Annotated in this window: 16 protein-coding genes; 12 read left to right on the top strand and 4 right to left on the bottom strand. The window is 65.7% G+C overall.

Annotated elements, in window-relative coordinates; genetic code table 11:
* Window positions 1-18: 18 nt before the first annotated feature.
* From ACQR0W_RS03105 to ACQR0W_RS03095, 3 genes are all read left to right on the top strand, one after another.
* Window positions 19-855: an enoyl-CoA hydratase family protein gene (locus tag ACQR0W_RS03105; RefSeq protein ID WP_316170659.1), complete on the top strand. Its 837-nt coding sequence runs from the start codon at window positions 19-21 to the stop codon at window positions 853-855.
* Window positions 856-942: 87 nt separating this feature from the next.
* Entirely contained in the window at window positions 943-3,291 is a 2,349-nt protein-coding gene (locus ACQR0W_RS03100; protein ID WP_316170658.1) for a bifunctional salicylyl-CoA 5-hydroxylase/oxidoreductase, read from the top strand.
* A 53-nt stretch (window positions 3,292-3,344) separates the two neighbouring features.
* Window positions 3,345-4,592: a flavin-dependent oxidoreductase gene (locus ACQR0W_RS03095; RefSeq protein WP_315715616.1), complete on the top strand. Its 1,248-nt coding sequence runs from the start codon at window positions 3,345-3,347 to the stop codon at window positions 4,590-4,592.
* 118 nt (window positions 4,593-4,710) lie between these two features.
* On the opposite strand, the gene ACQR0W_RS03090 is transcribed toward ACQR0W_RS03095, so the two are convergent.
* Together ACQR0W_RS03090 and ACQR0W_RS03085 are read right to left on the bottom strand one after the other, a co-directional pair.
* A complete protein-coding gene (locus ACQR0W_RS03090) occupies window positions 4,711-5,169 on the bottom strand; it encodes a cupin domain-containing protein (protein WP_315751999.1) in 459 nt (152 codons plus the stop codon).
* A gap of 20 nt (window positions 5,170-5,189) precedes the next feature.
* Window positions 5,190-6,374 (bottom strand): ABC transporter substrate-binding protein, encoded by a 1,185-nt coding sequence (locus ACQR0W_RS03085; protein ID WP_315715618.1) that lies wholly within the window; start codon window positions 6,372-6,374, stop codon window positions 5,190-5,192.
* Window positions 6,375-6,679: 305 nt separating this feature from the next.
* Here ACQR0W_RS03085 and ACQR0W_RS03080 point away from each other — a divergent pair, with 305 nt between their 5' ends.
* The 4 genes from ACQR0W_RS03080 to ACQR0W_RS03065 all read left to right on the top strand — a co-directional run bounded on the left by ACQR0W_RS03080 (window position 6,680) and on the right by ACQR0W_RS03065 (window position 10,476).
* Window positions 6,680-7,174: a MarR family winged helix-turn-helix transcriptional regulator gene (locus ACQR0W_RS03080; protein ID WP_315751998.1), complete on the top strand. Its 495-nt coding sequence runs from the start codon at window positions 6,680-6,682 to the stop codon at window positions 7,172-7,174.
* 165 nt (window positions 7,175-7,339) lie between these two features.
* Complete coding sequence (locus tag ACQR0W_RS03075; protein ID WP_315826466.1) at window positions 7,340-9,031, top strand: benzoate-CoA ligase family protein; 1,692 nt, start codon at window positions 7,340-7,342, stop codon at window positions 9,029-9,031.
* A 21-nt stretch (window positions 9,032-9,052) separates the two neighbouring features.
* On the top strand, window positions 9,053-9,499 hold the full coding sequence (locus tag ACQR0W_RS03070) for a RidA family protein (RefSeq protein WP_315715621.1): 447 nt from the start codon (window positions 9,053-9,055) through the stop codon (window positions 9,497-9,499).
* Window positions 9,500-10,200: 701 nt separating this feature from the next.
* Entirely contained in the window at window positions 10,201-10,476 is a 276-nt protein-coding gene (locus ACQR0W_RS03065; protein ID WP_315715622.1) for a hypothetical protein, read from the top strand.
* A 302-nt stretch (window positions 10,477-10,778) separates the two neighbouring features.
* Here ACQR0W_RS03065 and ACQR0W_RS03060 read toward each other — a convergent pair whose 3' ends face one another.
* Complete coding sequence (locus ACQR0W_RS03060) at window positions 10,779-12,152, bottom strand: vWA domain-containing protein (RefSeq protein ID WP_316226633.1); 1,374 nt, start codon at window positions 12,150-12,152, stop codon at window positions 10,779-10,781.
* Window positions 12,153-12,159: 7 nt separating this feature from the next.
* Complete coding sequence (locus ACQR0W_RS03055; RefSeq protein ID WP_315715624.1) at window positions 12,160-13,119, bottom strand: AAA family ATPase; 960 nt, start codon at window positions 13,117-13,119, stop codon at window positions 12,160-12,162.
* A gap of 276 nt (window positions 13,120-13,395) precedes the next feature.
* Here ACQR0W_RS03055 and ACQR0W_RS03050 point away from each other — a divergent pair, with 276 nt between their 5' ends.
* The 5 genes from ACQR0W_RS03050 to ligK all read left to right on the top strand — a co-directional run bounded on the left by ACQR0W_RS03050 (window position 13,396) and on the right by ligK (window position 18,563).
* Window positions 13,396-13,809: a TspO/MBR family protein gene (locus tag ACQR0W_RS03050; protein WP_316194615.1), complete on the top strand. Its 414-nt coding sequence runs from the start codon at window positions 13,396-13,398 to the stop codon at window positions 13,807-13,809.
* Window positions 13,810-14,055: 246 nt separating this feature from the next.
* Window positions 14,056-14,955, top strand: a complete 900-nt coding sequence (locus ACQR0W_RS03045) for a LysR family transcriptional regulator (protein ID WP_316193344.1) — start codon at window positions 14,056-14,058, stop codon at window positions 14,953-14,955.
* Window positions 14,956-15,399: 444 nt separating this feature from the next.
* Window positions 15,400-16,776, top strand: coding sequence for an MFS transporter (locus ACQR0W_RS03040; RefSeq protein WP_434840552.1), 1,377 nt, complete (start codon window positions 15,400-15,402; stop codon window positions 16,774-16,776).
* 48 nt (window positions 16,777-16,824) lie between these two features.
* Window positions 16,825-17,850, top strand: a complete 1,026-nt coding sequence (locus ACQR0W_RS03035; RefSeq protein ID WP_008971778.1) for an amidohydrolase family protein — start codon at window positions 16,825-16,827, stop codon at window positions 17,848-17,850.
* Window positions 17,851-17,879: 29 nt separating this feature from the next.
* Window positions 17,880-18,563 carry a 4-carboxy-4-hydroxy-2-oxoadipate aldolase/oxaloacetate decarboxylase gene (gene ligK, locus ACQR0W_RS03030; RefSeq protein WP_012042861.1) on the top strand — a complete coding sequence of 228 codons (684 nt, stop codon included), beginning with the start codon at window positions 17,880-17,882 and terminating at the stop codon, window positions 18,561-18,563.

Raw genomic sequence — 18,563 nt, 5'->3', positions numbered from 1 at the left:
TGAACAGAGGGAGCTTACATGTCGAGACCGGCCAATCCCGTCACCGTGCCGCTGGCGGACTACAAGCCCAGCCATTTCCTGCTTGCGGTCAAGGATCGCGTCGCGACCGTGACGTTGAACCGGCCCGAGCGCAAGAACCCGCTGACCTTCGAGAGTTATCGCGAGCTGACCGACTTCTTCCGGGCCTGCGCGATCGACGATGACGTCAAGGCGATCGTCGTGGCCGGTGCAGGCGGCAATTTCTCGTCCGGCGGCGACGTTTTCGAGATCATCGGTCCGCTGGTGAAGATGGACACTAAGGGCCTGACCGCGTTCACCCGCATGACCGGCGATCTGGTCAAGGCGATGCGCGCCTGTCCTCAGCCGGTCGTGGCTGCCGTGGAGGGCATCTGCGCCGGCGCGGGCGCGATCGTCGCGATGGCCTCGGATATCCGGCTCGCCACGACCGGTGCCAAGGTCGCCTTCCTGTTCAACAAGGTCGGCCTTGCCGGCTGCGACATGGGCGCCTGTGCGATCCTGCCGCGCATCATCGGCCAGTCGCGCGCCTCCGAGCTGCTCTACACCGGCCGCTTCATGAGCGCGGACGAAGGCGAGCGCTGGGGCTTCTTCAGCCGTATCGTTGCGCCGGCCGAAGTGCTGACCCAGGCGGTGACGCTGGCGACCGAGATCGCGAACGGTCCAACCTTCGCCAACACCATGACCAAGCGCATGCTGGCCATGGAATGGGCGATGTCGGTGGAGGAGGCGATCGAGGCGGAGGCAGTTGCCCAGGCCTTGTGCATGACAACAGAGGATTTCAATCGCGCTTTCGAAGCCTTCGCCGCCAAGTCCAAACCGGTCTTCCAGGGGAATTGAGCTGCTCCGGGAACCGAAGGGACTTGCCAGGAGATATTTTAGGTCTAAAATAATTTTCATTGGCTCGGCTCTCCAGTGGAGGCGCTCATGAAGATCGCGATCATCGGCGGCGGACCTGCCGGTCTCTATGCGGCGATATTGCTCAAGAAGCAGCGGCCCAGCGCCGACATCGCGGTCTACGAGCGCAACCGCGCCGACGATACGTTCGGCTTCGGCGTGGTGTTCTCCGACGCCACGCTCGACAATTTCGAGAAGCACGATCTGCCGAGCTACCAGCGGATCACCCAGGAGTTCGCCTACTGGGATGATATTGCCGTGCATTTCCGCGGCACGGTCCACCGGGTCGGCGGCAATGGTTTCTGCGGCTGCTCGCGCCGCACGCTGCTGCGAATCCTGCAGGAGCGAGCGCGCGAGCTGGGTGTGACCCTGCAGTTCGAGGTCGACCTCGAGGACGAGTCGCAATTCGCTGATGCGGATCTCCTGATCCTGTCTGACGGCATCAACAGTCGTTTCCGTCAGAAGTACGTCGATCACTTCCAGCCGGAGGTGGATCTGCGCGCCAACAAGTTCGCGTGGATGGGCTCGACCAAGCCGCTCGATGCCTTCACCTTCATCTTCCAGGAGACCGAGTGGGGTCCGTTCATCGCGCACGCCTACCAATACGAGGCGGGGCACTCGACCTGGATCTTCGAGACCGATCCAGAGACCTTCGAGCGGGCCGGCCTGACCGGGCTCGACGAGCGGCAATCCGCCGACCGCATGAAGGAGATCTTCGGCTGGTTCCTCGGCGACCATCCGCTGCTGATCAACCGCTCGATGTGGCGCAATTTCCCGATGATCCGCAACAAGCGCTGGGTCAAGGACAACATGGTGCTGCTCGGTGACGCCAAGTCGACTGCGCATTTCTCGATCGGCTCGGGCACCAAGCTTGCGATGGAGGACGCGATCGCGCTGGCTGACGCCATGCAGCGCGCGCCCAACATTCCGGCGGCGCTCGATCTTTACGAGCATGGCCGGCGCGAGGAGGTCGAGAAGACCCAGCACGCCGCCGACGTGTCGCTGGTCTGGTTCGAGCACGTCGACCGCTTCTGGGATTTCGATCCGGTTCAGTTCGCGTTCGGCGTGATGACGCGCTCGAAAGCGATCACCTACGACAATCTCACTTTGCGCGCGCCGGACTTCGTGGCCGAGGTTGACAAGGCCTTCGCGCAGCAGGTCCGCGCCAACGGATTCGACGTCGACGTCGAGAAGCCGGTCGCACCGATGTTTCAGCCGTTCAAGCTGCGGGAGATGACGGTCACGAACCGCGCGGTGCTGTCGCCGATGTGCATGTACTCCGCGGATGAAGGCGTACCTGGCGATTTTCATCTGGTGCATTACGGCTCGCGCGCGATCGGCGGCGCGGGCCTGCTGTTCACCGAGATGACCTGCGTGAGCCGCGATGCGCGTATCACGCCCGGCTGTGCCGGTTTGTGGAACGACGCCCAGGAGGCGGCCTGGACGCGCATCGTCGATTTCGTCCACGCCAACTCGAGAGCGAAGTTCGCGCTGCAGCTCGGCCACGCCGGCCGCAAAGGCGCGACCAAGCTGATGTGGGACGGCATCGACCAGCCGTTGGAGCAAGGGGGCTGGGACGTGGTGTCGGCGTCGCCATTGCCGTATTTCCCGGACAGCCGGGTGCCGCGCGAGCTCGACCGCGCGGCGATGGATGCAATCAAGGCCGACTTCGTCGCTGCGGCCGAGCGTGGCAACCGCTGCGGATTCGACATGCTCGAACTGCACTGCGCCCACGGCTATTTGCTCGCCAGCTTCATCTCGCCGCTGACCAACAAGCGGACGGACGAATACGGCGGGTCGCTGGAGAACCGGTTACGCTTTCCGTTGGAGGTCTTCGCCGCCATGCGCGCGGCGTGGCCGGCGCACAAGCCGATGTCGGTGCGCATCTCCGCCACCGACTGGGCCGACGGCGGCGTCACTGGTGACGACGCAGTGCTGATCGCCCGCGCGTTCGGCGAGGCCGGCGTCGATCTCGTCGATGTCTCGACCGGCCAGACCGTTTGCGAGGCCAAGCCGATCTACGGCCGCATGTTCCAGACGCCGTTCTCCGATCAGGTCCGCAATGAGGCTGATGTCGCGACCATGTGCGTCGGTAACATCACCTCGGCCGACCAGGTCAACACCATCCTGGCCGCCGGCCGCGCCGATCTCGTCGCGCTCGGCCGTCCGCATCTGGTCGACCCCGCCTTCACGATGAAGGCCGCGGCCTGGTACGGCGCCGACATGTTCTGTCCGCCGCAATATCTGCCGGGCAAGGAGCAAATCTTCCGCAACAGCGTCCGCGACCGGCAGGATTTCGAGGAGCTGAAGATTAAGGCTAAGCCGAAAACGCGGGCCGAGCTGACGGCAGAGGCTGCGAAGCCGCTTGCGGCGGAGTAAGGCTCCGTGCCACGCTGCTGCCCGGTACGAGAAGTACGAGTGGAGTAGAGGCGATGAAGGCGATCATCGTTGGCGGCGGTATCGGCGGATTGACCACGGCCCTGATGCTGCGGGCGCGCGGCATCGACTGTGAGCTGTTCGAGCAGGCGGATGCAATCCGCGAGCTCGGTGTCGGCATCAACACCCTGCCGCACGCGATCCGGGAGCTCGCCCAGCTCGGGCTGCTCGACCGGCTCGACGAAGTCGCCATCCGGACCTATGAGCTGTTCTACTTGACTCGGCGCGGCCAGGAGGTCTGGCACGAGACCCGCGGGCTCGACGCCGGCCACGACGTGCCGCAATTCTCGATTCACCGCGGCCGTCTGCAGAGCGTGATCCATCAGGCGGTGATGCAGCGGCTCGGGCCTGAGAAGGTCCACACCGGCTGCCGGCTCGGCTCGTTCACCCAGGACGAGGGCGGTGTGACCGCCTATTTCTTCGACCGCACCGGCGCTCATGTTCACACCGTCCGCGGGGACGTCCTGATCGGCGCCGACGGCATTCATTCCAAGGTCCGGCAGACGCTGTTCCCCAATGAGGGCGCGCCGTGCTGGAACGGCCTGATGCTGTGGCGCGGCGCCACCGACTGGCCGGCGTTCCTGACCGGGCGGTCGATGATCATCGCCGGCGGCCTGAACGCCAAGGCGGTGATCTATCCGATCGCCGAGGGCTCGAGCCCCGCGACCCGCCTCACCAACTGGGCCGTGCTGGTGCGCATCGGCGATGCCAACACCGCGCCGCCGCGGCGTGAGGACTGGTCGCGGCTCGGCAAGACGGACGAGCTGATGCCGCATGTCAACGGCTTCTCCATTCCCCAGGTCGACTTCGCCGCGATGGTGCGGGCGACGCCGGAGTTCTGGGAATATCCCTGCTGCGACCGCGATCCGCTGCCGTACTGGTCGAGCGGCCGCGTCACCTTGTTGGGCGATGCCGCGCATCCGATGTACCCGGTCGGCTCCAATGGCGCCTCGCAGGCCATTCTCGATGCCCGCGCGCTCGCCGATGCCTTGGCCCGCTCCGAGCATCCGCGCCAGGCGCTGATGGCCTATGAGCAGAAGCGGCTGCCGATGACCGCCGAGATCGTCGCGTCGAACCGCCGCGGCGGCCCCGAGGGCGTCATCGATGCCGTCGAGCAGCTCGCGCCGCAAGGCTTCACGGACATCAACACCATCCTCAACTACGAGGCCCGAGAGGGTATCGTGCGCGGTTATGCGAGCCGGGCCGGCTTTGCCGCGCGGATGGTGACGCGGCAGGCGTCGTAGCAACTATCTGAGACTGCCCGAACGGGCTGCCCCTCACCCCAGCTCTCTCCCCGTGAGGACGGGGAGAGGGAGCGCGCTGCGTTCTGCGCAACAGTTCGAAACAAGCGCCAGATCCGGCTCACGCCCCCGGAGGCGGGGGCAGGAAGTGGATGTTGTGCTCGGCGGCGAGCTTCACCACGTCGTCCGGGTTCTGCTCGCGCATGTTGTGGATCGCCCAGAACAGCTCGTAGAGCCGCCGCGTCGGCGACACCCAGAACAGCGTCTTTGCCGTCTGCTGCGACTTGTTGAAGATGCCGTGCGGCTTGCCCATCGGCAGCCGCACCGTGTCGCCGGCGGTGGCGTATTCCTCGGCGCCATCCAGGAAGAAGTCGAGCCGGCCTTCGAGGATGTAGAGATACTCGTCCTGGTCGGGATGGATGTGCGGCGGCACGAAGGTGCCGACCGGGAACGTCGCGTGCCAGGAGAAGCTGTGCTCGGTGCGGTTCTTCGGCACATAGACCTGGCCGAGAATGTTCCAGGAGATGCCCTGGATGCCCTCATTGGCCCGGGTGATGCCGGCGATTTCCGGATGGTTCATGTCGTTTTCGCTCCCTGCTGTTACTTGGCCGCGCAATCCTTGGCGTAGCGGTCGGCGTAGTTTTCAAACACCTTCTGCACGATCTCGGTCTGGAACTTGCCGTCCGGCCGCTTGGCGACCTTGGTCAGATAGAAGTCCTGGATCGGATAGCCGTTGGTGTTGAACTTGAAGTTACCGCGCAGCGAGGCAAAATCGGCCTTCTTCAGCGCCGCGGCCACTGCATCCTTGTTGCTGAGGTTGCCGCCGACCGCCTTCACGGCGCTGTCGATCAGCAGCGCAGCGTCATAGGCCTGCATCGCGTAGGTGCCGGGCACGCTGTTGTAGGCGGCCTCGTAGCCGGCGACGAACTTCTTGCTCTGCGGATTGTCGAAATTGGGCGCCCAGTTGGCGCCGCCGAACATTCCGACCGCGGCATCCTGCTGCGCAGGGAGCGTGGATTCGTCGACCGTGAAGGCCGAGAGCACCGGAATGGTGTCGGCAAGGCCGGCCTGCTTGAACTGCTTGACGAGGTTCACGCCCATGCCACCCGGCATGAAGGTGAACACGGCGTCCGGCTTCTGCGAGGAGATCTTGGACAGCTCGGGCTGGAAGTCGAGCGTGTTGAGCGGAACGTAGGACTCTTCGACGATCTCGCCCTTGTAGTCGAGCTTGAAGCCGGCGACGGAATCGCGCCCGGCCTGATAGTTCGGAACCAGCAGATACATCTTCTTGTAGCCGCGGTCCTGCGCGACCTTGCCGAGAACGGCATGCACCTGGTCGTTCTGGTACGAGGTCACGTAGAAGTAGGGGCTGCACTCCTTGCCGGCGTAGCTGGACGGACCGGCATTCGGGCTGATCAGGAACGTCTTGTTCTCGGTGACCGGCCGGTGGATCGCCTGCAGCATGTTGGAGAAGATCGGACCGACGACGAAGTCGACCTTGTCACGCTCGAGCAGGCCCTTGACCTTGGTGATCGCGGCGTCCGGCTTCAGCTCGTCGTCGGCGACGACCACCTCGACGTCCTTGCCGCCCATCTTGCCGCCGAGGTCCTTGATGGCAAGGTTGAAGCCGTCGCGGACCTGGCCGCCGAGCGCGGCGGCGGGGCCGGAGAGGGTGACGATGACGCCGATCTTGATCTTGTCGTCGGCCAGCGCCGGCTGGGCGAGCAGGCTCGCGGCAATGCCAAGACCGACGCCGAGACCGGCCAGCTTCGAACTCATTTTCATGACGACTCCCCCGGGATGCGGAAATTCAGGTTTATGTTTTTTGCACCTGACCAAACGATGGGCCAGACCGCAGCTTGGTCACAAGCCTAGTCTGATGACGCCCTCAGCTGCAAGCGAGCTGCTTGCGGAAGGGGCAGTTTCGGCACGCATGCAAGCGCCGCGCCAATTGCTTGAAGGTTAAAGGAATTGCCGCCTCATCGTCCTGCGCAAAATGACGGTACATTTTTCCTTGCTCCCAGGAGGTCCTGAAGGTCAAACTCACGAGCCTCGCCAGACGAGGCTGAACGTGCCCAAGTGATTCCGTCATGACGCTTGATTCCGAGACCAAGGCCGTCGAGCTGCCCGAGGACCATGCCGAGGAGCTGCGGCTGTGGCTGCGCCTGCTCACCTGTACGACCCTGATCGAAGGCGAGATCCGCAGCCGGCTGCGCGAGCGTTTCGACGTGACCCTGCCGCGTTTCGACCTGATGGCGCAGCTCGACAAGGCGCCTGATGGCATGACCCTGTCCGACGTCTCCAAGCGCATGATGGTCTCGAACGGCAACGTCACCGGACTGGTCGAGCGCCTCGTCGAATCCGGCCATCTGGATCGCCGCACCTCCGACACCGACCGCCGCGTCCAGGTGATCCGGCTGACCAAGCTCGGCCGCGCCGAATTCCGCAAGATGGCGGCCGAGCACGAGACCTGGATCGCGGACATCTTCGGCGATCTCACGGAGAAGGACGTGCGCGAGTTGATGCGGCTGCTCGCCAAGACCAAGGGATCGGCGCAGAAGGCCGTGCAGCGCCGGCAGGATTGAAGCGGGCCTGACAGGACGTCGCAGGCCACGCTGCCACGCGCGGCAGGCGCTCAAACAATTTGCGGGCAGTGCACAATCTTCGGCTCTTGCGCCTAGATGTTTTAAGTCTAAAATGTTTAGGACTGAAACGTGCCGGGCGTCCTTCCCTTCAGACAGGAGCGTGTGATGGCCACTGCCGCCAAGGTTCAGCAGCCGGAGAGCGCCAGCGCGCATGCGCATAGCGCCCACGTCGACACCTTCGCCCAGGACAATCTACCGCCGCGTGAGCTGTGGCCAGACTTCGTCTTCAGCCGGCCCGAATTCCAGTATCCGCCGCGGCTGAACTGCGTGACGCATTTCGTCGATCGCTGGGTCAAGGAGGGGCGGGGCGATGCGCCATGCATCATCAGCGCTGACATCAGCTACACCTATCGTGAGCTGCAGGCGCTGGTGAACAGAATCGCCAACGTTCTGGTCGGCAAGCTCGGTCTCGTGCCCGGCGGCCGCGTGCTGCTCCGCTCCGCGAACAATCCGATGATGGTTGCCGCCTATCTGGCCGTCATCAAGGCCGGCGGCATCGTGGTCGCCACCATGCCGCTGCTGCGCGCCAAAGAGCTGTCCTATCCGATCCAGAAGGCGCAGATCGCGCTGGCCTTGTGCGACGGCAAGCTGGCCGACGAGATGGAAAAGACCCGCCCGATCGCGCCGGCGCTGAAGCAGGTGGTCTATTGGGGCAACGGCCAGCCCAACGCGCTGGAGGCGCTGATCGCCGATGCCAGCCCGGAGTTCACCGCGGTCGATACCGCCTCCGACGATCTCTGCCTGATCGCCTTCACCTCCGGCACGACCGGCGATCCCAAGGGCACGATGCATTTCCACCGCGACATGCTCGCGGTGTGCGACGGCTACGCCCGCAACGTGCTGCGCGCCAGCCAGAGCGACCGCTTCATCGGCACCGCACCGCTCGCCTTCACCTTCGGCTTCGGCGGCGTGCTGTTTCCGATGCACATCGGGGCATCCTACGTCGTGCTGGAAAAGACCTCGCCGGACGATCTGCTCGCGGCCATCGAGCGCTACAAGGCCACCATCTGCTTCACGGCGCCGACCGCCTATCGGGCGATGCTGAGCAAGCTCGAGGGGCGCGACATCTCCTCGCTGCGCAAATGCGTCTCCGCCGGTGAGACCCTGCCGAAGCCGACCTTCGACGCCTGGCTGAAGGCGACCGGGCTGAAGCTGATGGACGGCATCGGCTCGACCGAGATGCTGCATATCTTCATCAGTGCCGTCGAGGACGAGATCCGTCCCGGCGCCACCGGCAAGCCGGTGCCGGGCTACGAGGCCAAGATCGTCGACGACGAGGGCCACGACGTGCCGCCGGGCACGATGGGGCGGCTCGCGGTGCGGGGTCCCACCGGCTGCCGCTATCTCGCCGACGAGCGTCAGCGCAAATACGTCCAGAACGGCTGGAATGTCACCGGCGACACCTATGTGATGGATGAGGACGGCTACTTCTGGTATCAGTCGCGCTCTGACGACATGATCGTCTCGTCCGGCTACAACATCGCCGGCACCGACGTCGAGGCGGCGCTTTTGACGCATGCGGCGGTCGCCGAATGCGGCGTCGTCGGTGCTCCCGACGACGCGCGCGGAATGGTCGTGAAGGCGTATGTCGTGCTGGCGCCGGGGGTGGAAGGCACGCCGGCGCTGGTGGCCGAGCTGCAGGAGCATGTCAAACGCGAGATCGCGCCGTACAAATATCCGCGCGCGATCGAGTTCGTGACGCAACTGCCCAAGACCGAGACCGGCAAGCTGAAGCGGTTCGCCCTGCGGCAGATCGCGCAGGCTGCCGCTACGCCGTCGCCCGGCGCGGCCTCGTAGGAGAGACAAGGAGAGACGTTCGTGAGCACGACCAAGGCGCCCACGCTGGCCGTGGTGAAGCAGGATGAGGCCGAGGGCATGCGCGTTCTGCAGCCGAGCGGCTGGCCGATGCCAAAGGGCTACGCCAACGGCATCAGTGCCGAGGGGCGCATCGTCGTCACCGGCGGCGTGATCGGTTGGGACGCGAGCGAGACGCTCGCCGATGGCTTTGTGACGCAGGTCCGGCAGGCGCTGGAAAACATCGCCGCGATCCTGGCTGAAGGCAATGCGCGTCCGGAGCACCTGGTGCGGCTGACCTGGTACGTCGTCGACATGGATGAGTATCTCGGCAATTTGAGGGAGCTTGGGAAGATCTATCGCGAGATCTTTGGCAGTCATTATCCCGCGATGGCCCTGGTGCAGGTCGTCAGGCTGGTCGAGAAGGCCGCGCGGGTGGAGATCGAGGCGACTGCGGTGGTGCCGCGCTGAGGGCGCGTGCTGCCGGCAGGGGCTGGTCTTTGATCGGTCGAACTTGGAACGTGACATCGCGTTCTCGCGGCTGGTCGGCCCGAGCTTTGCTGGTCGATCACCCCCGGCGAAAATCGAGGGCGCAGGGAAGGCCGGGTGTCCACCACACCCGCGGCCCCCGTGCGACAGAAAATGCACGGGGCAGGAACCACAGGTGGGCCGAACATGCCGGCCTTCCCTGCGCGATGTTTGACGGCTTATACGTGGTCTCCCTGGTGCGCCGGGCTTGTTGGCCACCATGATCCGCGCGATGCACTGAGCATCGTCGCGAACGTGATACCAGCGTCGGGGTATCAGGACATCACGACTTCACCGTACGCCACGACATCACTCGTCCGCGCAACAAGCGCATGATGCAACGGCGTCCACCGCGGCCTGCCCCACGTATCGTGACGACGCGTACGCCCCTCTTCGCCTGGGCAGGTTGGGCGCAAGCATCGTCGTGATTTGCCCGACGGCACAAGGCCAGCGCGCTGCGACATGGTAACGCGACGGGCAGTCACACAGGACATCACGGTTCGCAGGCATGTCGCTTCGTTAGTGGAACAATTGTGGTCGTCTGATGATCCTGCCGCCGAATGAACGACTTGGGATCGCCATGTCGCAGACATCAACCTGTTCGAGCGTGACGGCGCAGTGGCGGGTGAGAGCAGGGGGCGGACTTGGACTGGAAACTCTTCGTGACGACGGCGCTGGCCGCCGGCATCGGCGCCGCGGCCGGCGCGCTGGCATTGGCGACGGCCGGGGGCGGCGGCATCGAGCATCAGGCCGACGCCAAGATGCTGGAGATCGGCGTCGCCATCCTGCGCGAGCCGGCGCGGGTGGATGACGATCCGATGCGGTCATGGGCCGTGCGGGTGGTCGAGAAGAAGTCGGGTGTGACTTTTACAGATCAGCAGCGCGCGGCGTTGCTGAAGCGCGCCGCGGGGGGACGGTAGCTCCGCTCCCGGTGCGTAGGGTGGGCAAAGGCGCGCCGTGATCGCGATTGTTTTTTGGCACTGTCTGATCGCGCCGTGCCCGCCGTTGTTCGCGGACGGTCCGCCGGTGGGCACGCGATCGTGCGGCTTACTCCGCACGACGGCTTTGTCCACCCTACGAACTTACGGCGTCATTGCGAGGAGCGCAGCGACGAAGCAATCCAGAGTCGCGCACTCGGCCCTGGATTGCTTCCGCCTTCGCCCGAGAGGGCTTCGGCGGACACGTCGCTGCGCTCGCAATGACGCGTGGGGAGAGCGGAGTGCTACTGATACGCCGAGACGATGTCGCTCACAGCGCGTTCCAATTGCTGAGCTGTCGCGCAGGGGCGCACGACGTTGCAGAAGGTCTGGTAGCGCGGCATCTCTGAATCGCCCCAGCCCCAGGTCATACGGCCCTCGGGATTGAGCCAGACCACGCGCTTGGCGCGTTCGGAGATGGCTTTGAGGATGTCGGCGCGTGGGTCGAGCTTGTTGCTGCGGGCATCACCCAGAATGATCACGGTGGTCTGTGGCGTCACCGACGACATGAACTGCTTCTCGAAATCCACCAGCGAGGAGCCGTAGTCGGACGAGCCGAAGCCGACCTTGTGCATGATCTCGGCCATGGCCTCCTCGGCCGGCTTCTGCTCAAGGATCTCGCTGACCTCGATCAGGTGGCCGGAGAACGCGAACGAGCGAACATCGCTGACGACGTCGTGCAGGCTGTGGATCAGCAGCAGGAAGAAATCCGAGACGCGGGCGACGGAGCCCGAGACGTCGCACAGCGCGACGATCTTCGGGCGGTCGCGGTGCCGGCGCTTCCACGCGGTGAGGAAGGGCACGCTGCCCCAGGCCGCGTTGCGGCGGAGCGTGCGGCGGACGTCGAGATGGCCGCGGCGCTGGCGCTTGCGCGGCTTCGCATAGCGCTCGCGCAGGCGGCGCGCGATCTGCCGGATCAGCGCCCGCATCTCCGCGACCTGGCGCGGCTCGATCCGCGACAGCTGCGCGTTGCGCAGGATCTCGTGGCGCAGGTTCTCGGTCTCCTCGCGGCCGTACAGCGCGAGCGCCTGCGCGACCGCATCGCGCACGGTGTCGCGCAGGCCGTCGAGCCCGGCCTGCAGCCGCTCCGCCAACGCCGGATTGGTCTCGGTGAGCCTATCGAGATCGTCGCGCAGCCGCTGGATCCCCATCGTCTCCAGCATGCGGCTGGAGAACAGGCCGCGCTGGGTGAAGTAGCGGATCTCCGACAGCCCGACGGCGCTGGACGCGTTGGCGATCGCGGCCGAGATGTCAGCCGTGTTCTGCGCCAGCAGCATCTGGGCAAGAGCGCCGAGCTCCGCGTCCGCCTCACCGCCGATCGGCTCTCCGGATGGCGGGGCCGACTGGGCCTCATTCGACGCCGCGTCCTGCTGCGTCTCGTCATTCGCCTCGGCCTGCGTTGGATCGACATGGGCGAAGAACAGGTCGAAGCAGGCGCCGAGCGCCTTCTTCTCGTCCTCGCTCTTGGCGAGCGTCAGCAGCAGGCTGTCGCGCAGCACCGTGCGATCGGCGAGACCGACGCTCGCCACAGCGCGCATCGCGTCGATGCTCTCGGCCGGCGACACGTGCACGCCGGCGCCGCGCGCCGCCCGAAAGAACCGATGCAGGTTCTCCTGCATGAGAGCCTCACCCGAAGATGTTCTGGCGCTGCGCCTTGGCGACGAAGGTCGTCACCTGCGGCAGCGCCACCTCGATGTCGGACTCGTATTTCAAGAGCACGTTGAGCGTATCCTTCACCACGTCATGGCCGAGCTCGGCCGCCTGCAGCAGCACCAGCACGCGCGCCCAGTCGATGGTCTCGCTGACCGACGGCTGCTTCTTCAGGTCGAGCGTTCTGACGTCGTGGATGAAGGCCACGAGCTGCCGGCGCAGATTCTGCGAGATGCCGGGCACGCGGCTCTCGACGATGCGCTCTTCCAGCCGCTGCTCGGGGAAGCCGATGTGCAGATGCAGGCAGCGCCGCTTCAGGGCGTCGCCGAGGTTGCGCTCGGAGTTGGAGGTCAGGATCACGGTCGGCGGCTTGGCGGCGGCGATGCTGCCGAGCTCGGGGATCGTGACCTGGAAGTCCGACAGGATCTCCAGCAGCAGCGACTCGAACTCGGCGTCGGACTTGTCGATCTCGTCGATCAGCAGCACGCAGCCATTGGGCTCGAGCAGCGCCTGCAGCAGCGGCCGCGGCTCGACGAACTCCTTGGAGAAGAACACGTCGCCGAAATCGTGCAGCTGGCCGAGCGCCGCATGCAAGGTCTGAGCGCCGCCGAGCACCTCGCCGAGCTTGTCCTTCAGGATCTGGGTGTAGAGCAGCTGCTTGGCGTATTTCCACTCGTAGAGCGCCTTGGCCTCGTCGAGCCCCTCATAACATTGCAGCCGGATCATCTTGAGGCCGCGCCAGGCGGCGATCGCCTTGGCAAGCTCGGTCTTGCCGACGCCGGCTGGGCCCTCGACCAGGATCGGCTTGTCGATCGCCTGCGACAGGTAGACGGCGGTGGCGATCTGGCGGCTGGCGATATAGCCCTGGGCGGCGAGGCCGGCCTCGACGGCCGCGATCGAGGCGATGGCTGAAGAGGGGGCCGGGGAATCAGCCACTGACGAAACTCCGTTTCCTGGTATCAGGACCCGGCGCAGATGTGATCGGCGTTCCGGCCCCTGGACGTTGGTGGTCAGGCGAAAACCCTGACTTTTCCTCGCATTGTGTTATGTCCTGGCTACGCGTCCCGGGCAGCCCTGTCCAGTGCGCGCGTGGGTGCCTCGGCCGCATGGCTGCCGGTCGCCAGCGGACCGGACCGAGAACCTCCTCCTGCAAATCACGCCGAGCGGAATATGAACCGATCCATCCTGCATCTCCTCGTCCTGCTGGTTCTCGTGGTCGGAGGCGGCTGGATCATCGGCGCCTCCAACATGCCCGGCGCCTGGTACGGCTCGCTCAACAAGCCCTGGTTCACCCCGCCGGGCTGGCTGTTTCCGGTCGCCTGGACCGTGCTCTACATCATGATCGCGGTCGCCGGCTGGCGCACCTATGAGCGGGTCGAAAGCGGTGCGGTGATGCAGGTGTGGTGGGGACAGCTGGTGCTGAACTTCGCCTGGTCGCCGGTGTTCTTCACCGCGCATCTGATGTGGGTCGCGTTCGCGATCATCGCCAGCATGTTCGTGCTGATCGTGACCTTCATCGTGATGCAATGGCGCGAGGACCGGATCGCGGCGCTGCTGTTCGTGCCCTATGCCTGTTGGGTCGCGTTCGCGTCGGCGCTGAATTTCTCGGTGAACGTGCTGAATTGAGATGAGGCGGCTGATGGGGCGAAGCTGTCAACAATCGGGTGTGCTGCCGCCGCGTCCTCCGCTGTCGTCCCTGCGAACGCAGGGACCCATACCGCGGACGGCCGATTGTCGGAAAAGACTCCGAGTTGCCTTTCGTGCTCAACAATCAGGGCCGGTGGTTATGGGTCCCTGCGTTCGCAGGGACGACAGTCGGGGGTGGGGCGGGCAGCGCGGCAGACTGGCGCTTGATGGTCGAGGCGTTCACCCATGAACCTCAAGCAGCTCGAATATTTCGTGCAGGTCGCCGAGCTCGGCTCGTTCAGCAAGGCCGCGTCCGTGCTCGACGTGGCGCAGCCGGCGCTGTCGCGGCAGGTGCGGGCGCTGGAATCGGAGTTGAAGCAGCAGCTGTTCGCGCGCAACGGGCGGGGCGTGGCGCTGACCGAGGCCGGCAAGCGGCTGCTCGACCACAGCGTCGGCGTGCTGCAGCTGGTGGCGCATGCGCGCGAAGATCTCGGCGCCAGCCGCGATGCGCCGGTCGGCCGCGTCACCATCGGCCTGCCACCGAGCATCGCGCGGCAATTGACGCTGCCGCTGATCGATCGCTTCCGCAAGGAGTATCCGGCGGCGCGACTGGCCGTCGTCGAGGGGCTGTCGACGCATGTGGTGGAGTGGGTCACCACCGGACGCATCGACGTCGGCATGGTCTACAATCCGGAAGCCCAGCCCGGCATCGAGATCACGCCGGTGCTGCAGGAGCCGTTGGCGCTGGTGAGCCACGCGCCCAAGGGCAAGCGCCGCGTCACCGCGCCGCTGCCGATGGCCGAGCTGTCGCGCTACAGCCTGATCATGCCGGAGCGGGTGCACGCGATGCGGCGCCTGCTGGAGACGCAGGCGGCGCTCGCCGGGATCAAGCTCGACATCGCCTGGGAGGTGTCGAGCGTGCCCTCGATCATCGATCTCGTCTGCGCCGGCTACGGCCACGCCGTGCTGACCCCGAGTGGCGTCGCCGCCTCGGGCCGCGCCAGCGAGCTCGCCATCCGCCCACTGACCGAGCCCGCCCCGACCAGCGTGCTGTGCTTCGTCACCTCGGCGCACAAGCGCCCGACGCCGCTGGCGCAGCAGACCATCAAGCTGGCGACCGCGCTGATCCGGAAGCTGCCGCGGTGAATCGCGGGTGATCTCGGCTCGGGCAGTGCTACCCTCCCCTGGAGGGGGAGGGTCGCTCGCGCGCGAAGCGGGCGAGCGGGGTGGGGTGATCTCTCCCCGCGCGCCGGTGCCAGAGGAGAGATCACCCCACCCCGCCTCACGGCTCGCTTCGCTCCCCGTGAGCCGACCCTCCCCCTGCAGGGGAGGGTGGAGACCGCGGTGTCTGAGCCGTGCGAAAGCCAACAGCGGAGTTGTTCAGACCCATTCTAAAATCAGCATGGCTCCTCTGATATCTTATGCCGTTTCGGAATAGCTGATAGAAGCCCCCGGGCGCTGGCGCGGGCCGGCGCGCTCGGTCACATACCCGGTCAAGCCGCCGAAGCAGCAGGGCCGATCCCGTCAGGGATCGCGCGCCCTGCGGACCTCGGCCAACGCGCCAGAACAGCACCCAAGGAAGCAGAAGCGATGCCAACGACCGCCCGCGTCGACGTCCAGGCCTTTCTCGACGACCACAAGTTCTCCGGCTTCCAGTGGCTGATCTTCGCGCTCGGCTTCGTCATCGTGCTGCTCGACGGCTTCGACACCGCGGCGATCGGCTTCATCGCGCCGTCGCTCCTGAAGGAGTGGGGCATCGAGAAATCGGCGCTGGGACCGGTGCTGAGCGCGGCGCTGTTCGGTCTTGCCGGCGGGGCGCTGTTCGCGGGGCCGATCGCCGATCGTCTCGGCCGCAAGCTGGTGCTGGTCGGCTCCGTGCTGATCTTCGGCATCGCCTGTCTGGCCTCGGCGTTCGCGACCAACCTGACCGAGCTCACCGTGCTCCGCTGCGTCACCGGCATCGGCCTCGGTGCCGCCATGCCGAATGCCGTGACCCTGCTCGGCGAGTACTGTCCGGGCCGGCTGCGCGCGACCATGACCAACCTGATGTTCTGCGGCTTTCCGCTCGGCGCGGCCTGCGGCGGCTTCCTCGCGGCGTGGATGATCCCGCAATGGGGCTGGCGCAGCGTGCTGGTGCTCGGCGGCGTCACGCCGCTGGTGCTGACCGTGCTGCTGATCGCGATCCTGCCCGAGTCGGTGCACTACCTGCTGTCGCGCGGCGCGAGCGTCGAGCGCGTCCGCAAGGTGATGCGCCGGATATCGGCTGCAGCCTCCGATGTCGGCCAGTTCGTGATGCTGGAGCCGGAGCACGCCGAGACCACCCGGCGCGTCAACGCGACTGGCATCGGCATGGTGCTGTCGCCGGTGCTGCGCGTCGGCTCGGTGATGCTGTGGGTCACCTATTTCATGGGGCTCGTGATCTTCTACTCGCTGATCAACTGGATGCCGGTCCTGTTCAAGGATGTCGGGCTCAATCCGCAGACCGCGACCCTGATCTCGGCGCTGTTCCCGCTCGGCGGCGTCGGCGCGGTGTTCTTTGGCCTGCTGATGGACCGCTTCAACGCCAACCGCATCGTCGCGGTCGGCTACGCCCTGACCGCGGTGACGATCTTCCTGATCGGGCAGGCGGTCGGCAACATGGGCTTCCTGGTGGTGATCGTGTTCGTCGCCGGCGTCGTCATGAACACGGCGCAGTCGTCGCTGCCGGCGCTGGCCGCCTCCTTCTATCCGACCCAGGGCCGGGCCACCGGCGTGGCCTGGATGATGGGCATCGGCCGCTTCGGCGGTATCGCCGGCTCATTCCTGGTCGCCGAGCTGACCGCGCGCCACCTGACCTTCAGCGAGATTTTCACCGTGATCGCGGTTCCCGGCTTGATCGCGGCGCTCGCCCTTGTGGTAAAGCAGGTCGTGGGACCGGGAGGCCGCGGCAGCGGCGAGGATGTCGGCTCCGCCGTGGTGGCGCATTGAGCGGCGCGCGCCACCGCAAGACACAGAAGCTTTGAGGGAGAGACTGACGTGATCATCGACGTGCACGGCCATTACACGACGGCTCCGAAGGCGCTGGAAGAGTGGCGCAACCGGCAGATCGCGGGCATCAAGGATCCGTCCGTCATGCCGAAGGCCTCCGAGCTCAAGATCAGCGACGACGAGCTGCGCGAGAGCATCGAGAGCAACCAGCTCAAGAAGATGAAGGAGCGCGGCAGCGACCTCACCGTGTTCTCGCCGCGCGCGAGCTTCATGGCTCACCACATCGGTGACTTCCAGGTGTCCTCGACCTGGGCCGCGATCTGCAACGAGCTGTGCTACCGCGTCAGCAAGCTGTTCCCGGACAATTTCATCGGCGTCGCGATGCTGCCGCAGTCGCCGGGCGTCGACCCCAAGACCTGCATTCCCGAACTGGAGAAGTGCATCAAGGAATACGGCTTCGTCGGCATCAACCTCAACCCGGATCCCTCGGGCGGCCACTGGACCTCGCCGCCGCTGTCGGACCGGCACTGGTATCCGATCTACGAGAAGATGGTCGAGCTCGACATCCCCGCGATGATCCACGTCTCGACCAGCTGCAACGCCTGCTTCCACACCACGGGCGCACACTACCTCAACGCCGACACCACCGCGTTCATGCAGTGCCTCACGTCGGACCTGTTCAAGGACTTCCCGACGTTGAAGTTCCTGATCCCGCATGGCGGCGGCGCGGTGCCGTATCACTGGGGCCGGTTCCGCGGCCTCGCCCAGGAGCTGAAGAAGCCGCTGTTGAAGGATCACCTGCTCAACAACATCTTCTTCGATACCTGTGTCTATCACCAGCCGGGCATCGACCTGCTCACCGGCGTGATCCCGATCGACAACATCCTGTTCGCGTCGGAAATGATCGGCGCCGTCCGTGGCATCGACCCGGAGACCGGCTTCTACTACGACGACACCAAGCGCTATATCGAGGCCGCCAAGCTGACCCCCGAGCAGCGCCACCAGATCTATGAAGGCAATGCACGGCGCGTGTTCCCGCGGCTCGACGCCGCGTTGAAGGCCAAGGGCAAGTAATCTAAAGGGCAGGCGATATGAGCACCCCCATGAACAATCTCGGCATCGTCAAGACGAAGATCACCCGCGCCGACAAGGCGGCGGTGGAGAAGCTGTCCAAGTTCGGCGTCGCCACCATCCACGAGGCGATGGGCCGCGTCGGCCTGATGCAGTGCTACATGCGCCCGATCTATCCGACGGCGAAAATGTGCGGCACGGCCGTCACCGTGCTGCTGCAGCCCGGCGACAACTGGATGCTGCATGTTGCGGCCGAGCAGATCCAGCCCGGCGACGTCGTCGTCGCCGCCTGCACGGTGGAGAACACCGACGGCTTCTTCGGCGATTTGCTGGCGACCAGCTTCCGCGCCCGCGGCGCCCAGGGCCTCGTGATCGACGGCGGCGTGCGCGACGTTGCTGATCTGACTGAGATGCAGTTCCCGGTGTTCTCGCGCGCCATCTCGGCTCGCGGCACCGTCAAGGCCACGCTCGGCTCGGTCAACATCCCGATCGTCTGCGCCGGAGCTGCCGTCAATCCGGGTGACGTGATCGTCGCCGATGTCGACGGCATCGTCGTGGTGCCGGCCGCGGTCGCCCACCAGGCAGCCGACGCCGCTGCTGCGCGCGAGGCCAACGAGGCCGACAAGCGCGAGAAGCTCGCGTCCGGCGTGCTCGGCCTCGACATGTACAAGATGCGCGAGCCGCTGGCGAAGGCCGGGCTCAAATACATCGATTGA

This window comes from Bradyrhizobium sp. HKCCYLRH1034, from assembly GCF_051168375.1.
Lineage (GTDB): Bacteria > Pseudomonadota > Alphaproteobacteria > Rhizobiales > Xanthobacteraceae > Bradyrhizobium.
This window is presented reverse-complemented; position numbering and strand designations above follow the sequence as displayed.

Bases quoted from the DNA above. Each gene is read 5' to 3' on its own strand.
- ACQR0W_RS03080 (WP_315751998.1), top strand. From the start codon at position 6,680: ATGACGCTTGATTCCGAGACCAAGGCCGTCGAGCTGCCCGAGGACCAT.
- ACQR0W_RS03100 (WP_316170658.1), top strand. From the start codon at position 943: ATGAAGATCGCGATCATCGGCGGCGGACCTGCCGGTCTCTATGCGGCG.
- ACQR0W_RS03085 (WP_315715618.1), bottom strand. From the start codon at position 6,374: ATGAAAATGAGTTCGAAGCTGGCCGGTCTCGGCGTCGGTCTTGGCATT.
- ACQR0W_RS03045 (WP_316193344.1), top strand. From the start codon at position 14,056: ATGAACCTCAAGCAGCTCGAATATTTCGTGCAGGTCGCCGAGCTCGGC.
- ACQR0W_RS03105 (WP_316170659.1), top strand. From the start codon at position 19: ATGTCGAGACCGGCCAATCCCGTCACCGTGCCGCTGGCGGACTACAAG.
- ACQR0W_RS03075 (WP_315826466.1), top strand. From the start codon at position 7,340: ATGGCCACTGCCGCCAAGGTTCAGCAGCCGGAGAGCGCCAGCGCGCAT.
- ACQR0W_RS03060 (WP_316226633.1), bottom strand. From the start codon at position 12,152: ATGCAGGAGAACCTGCATCGGTTCTTTCGGGCGGCGCGCGGCGCCGGC.
- ligK (WP_012042861.1), top strand. From the start codon at position 17,880: ATGAACAATCTCGGCATCGTCAAGACGAAGATCACCCGCGCCGACAAG.
- ACQR0W_RS03090 (WP_315751999.1), bottom strand. From the start codon at position 5,169: ATGAACCATCCGGAAATCGCCGGCATCACCCGGGCCAATGAGGGCATC.
- ACQR0W_RS03095 (WP_315715616.1), top strand. From the start codon at position 3,345: ATGAAGGCGATCATCGTTGGCGGCGGTATCGGCGGATTGACCACGGCC.
- ACQR0W_RS03040 (WP_434840552.1), top strand. From the start codon at position 15,400: ATGCCAACGACCGCCCGCGTCGACGTCCAGGCCTTTCTCGACGACCAC.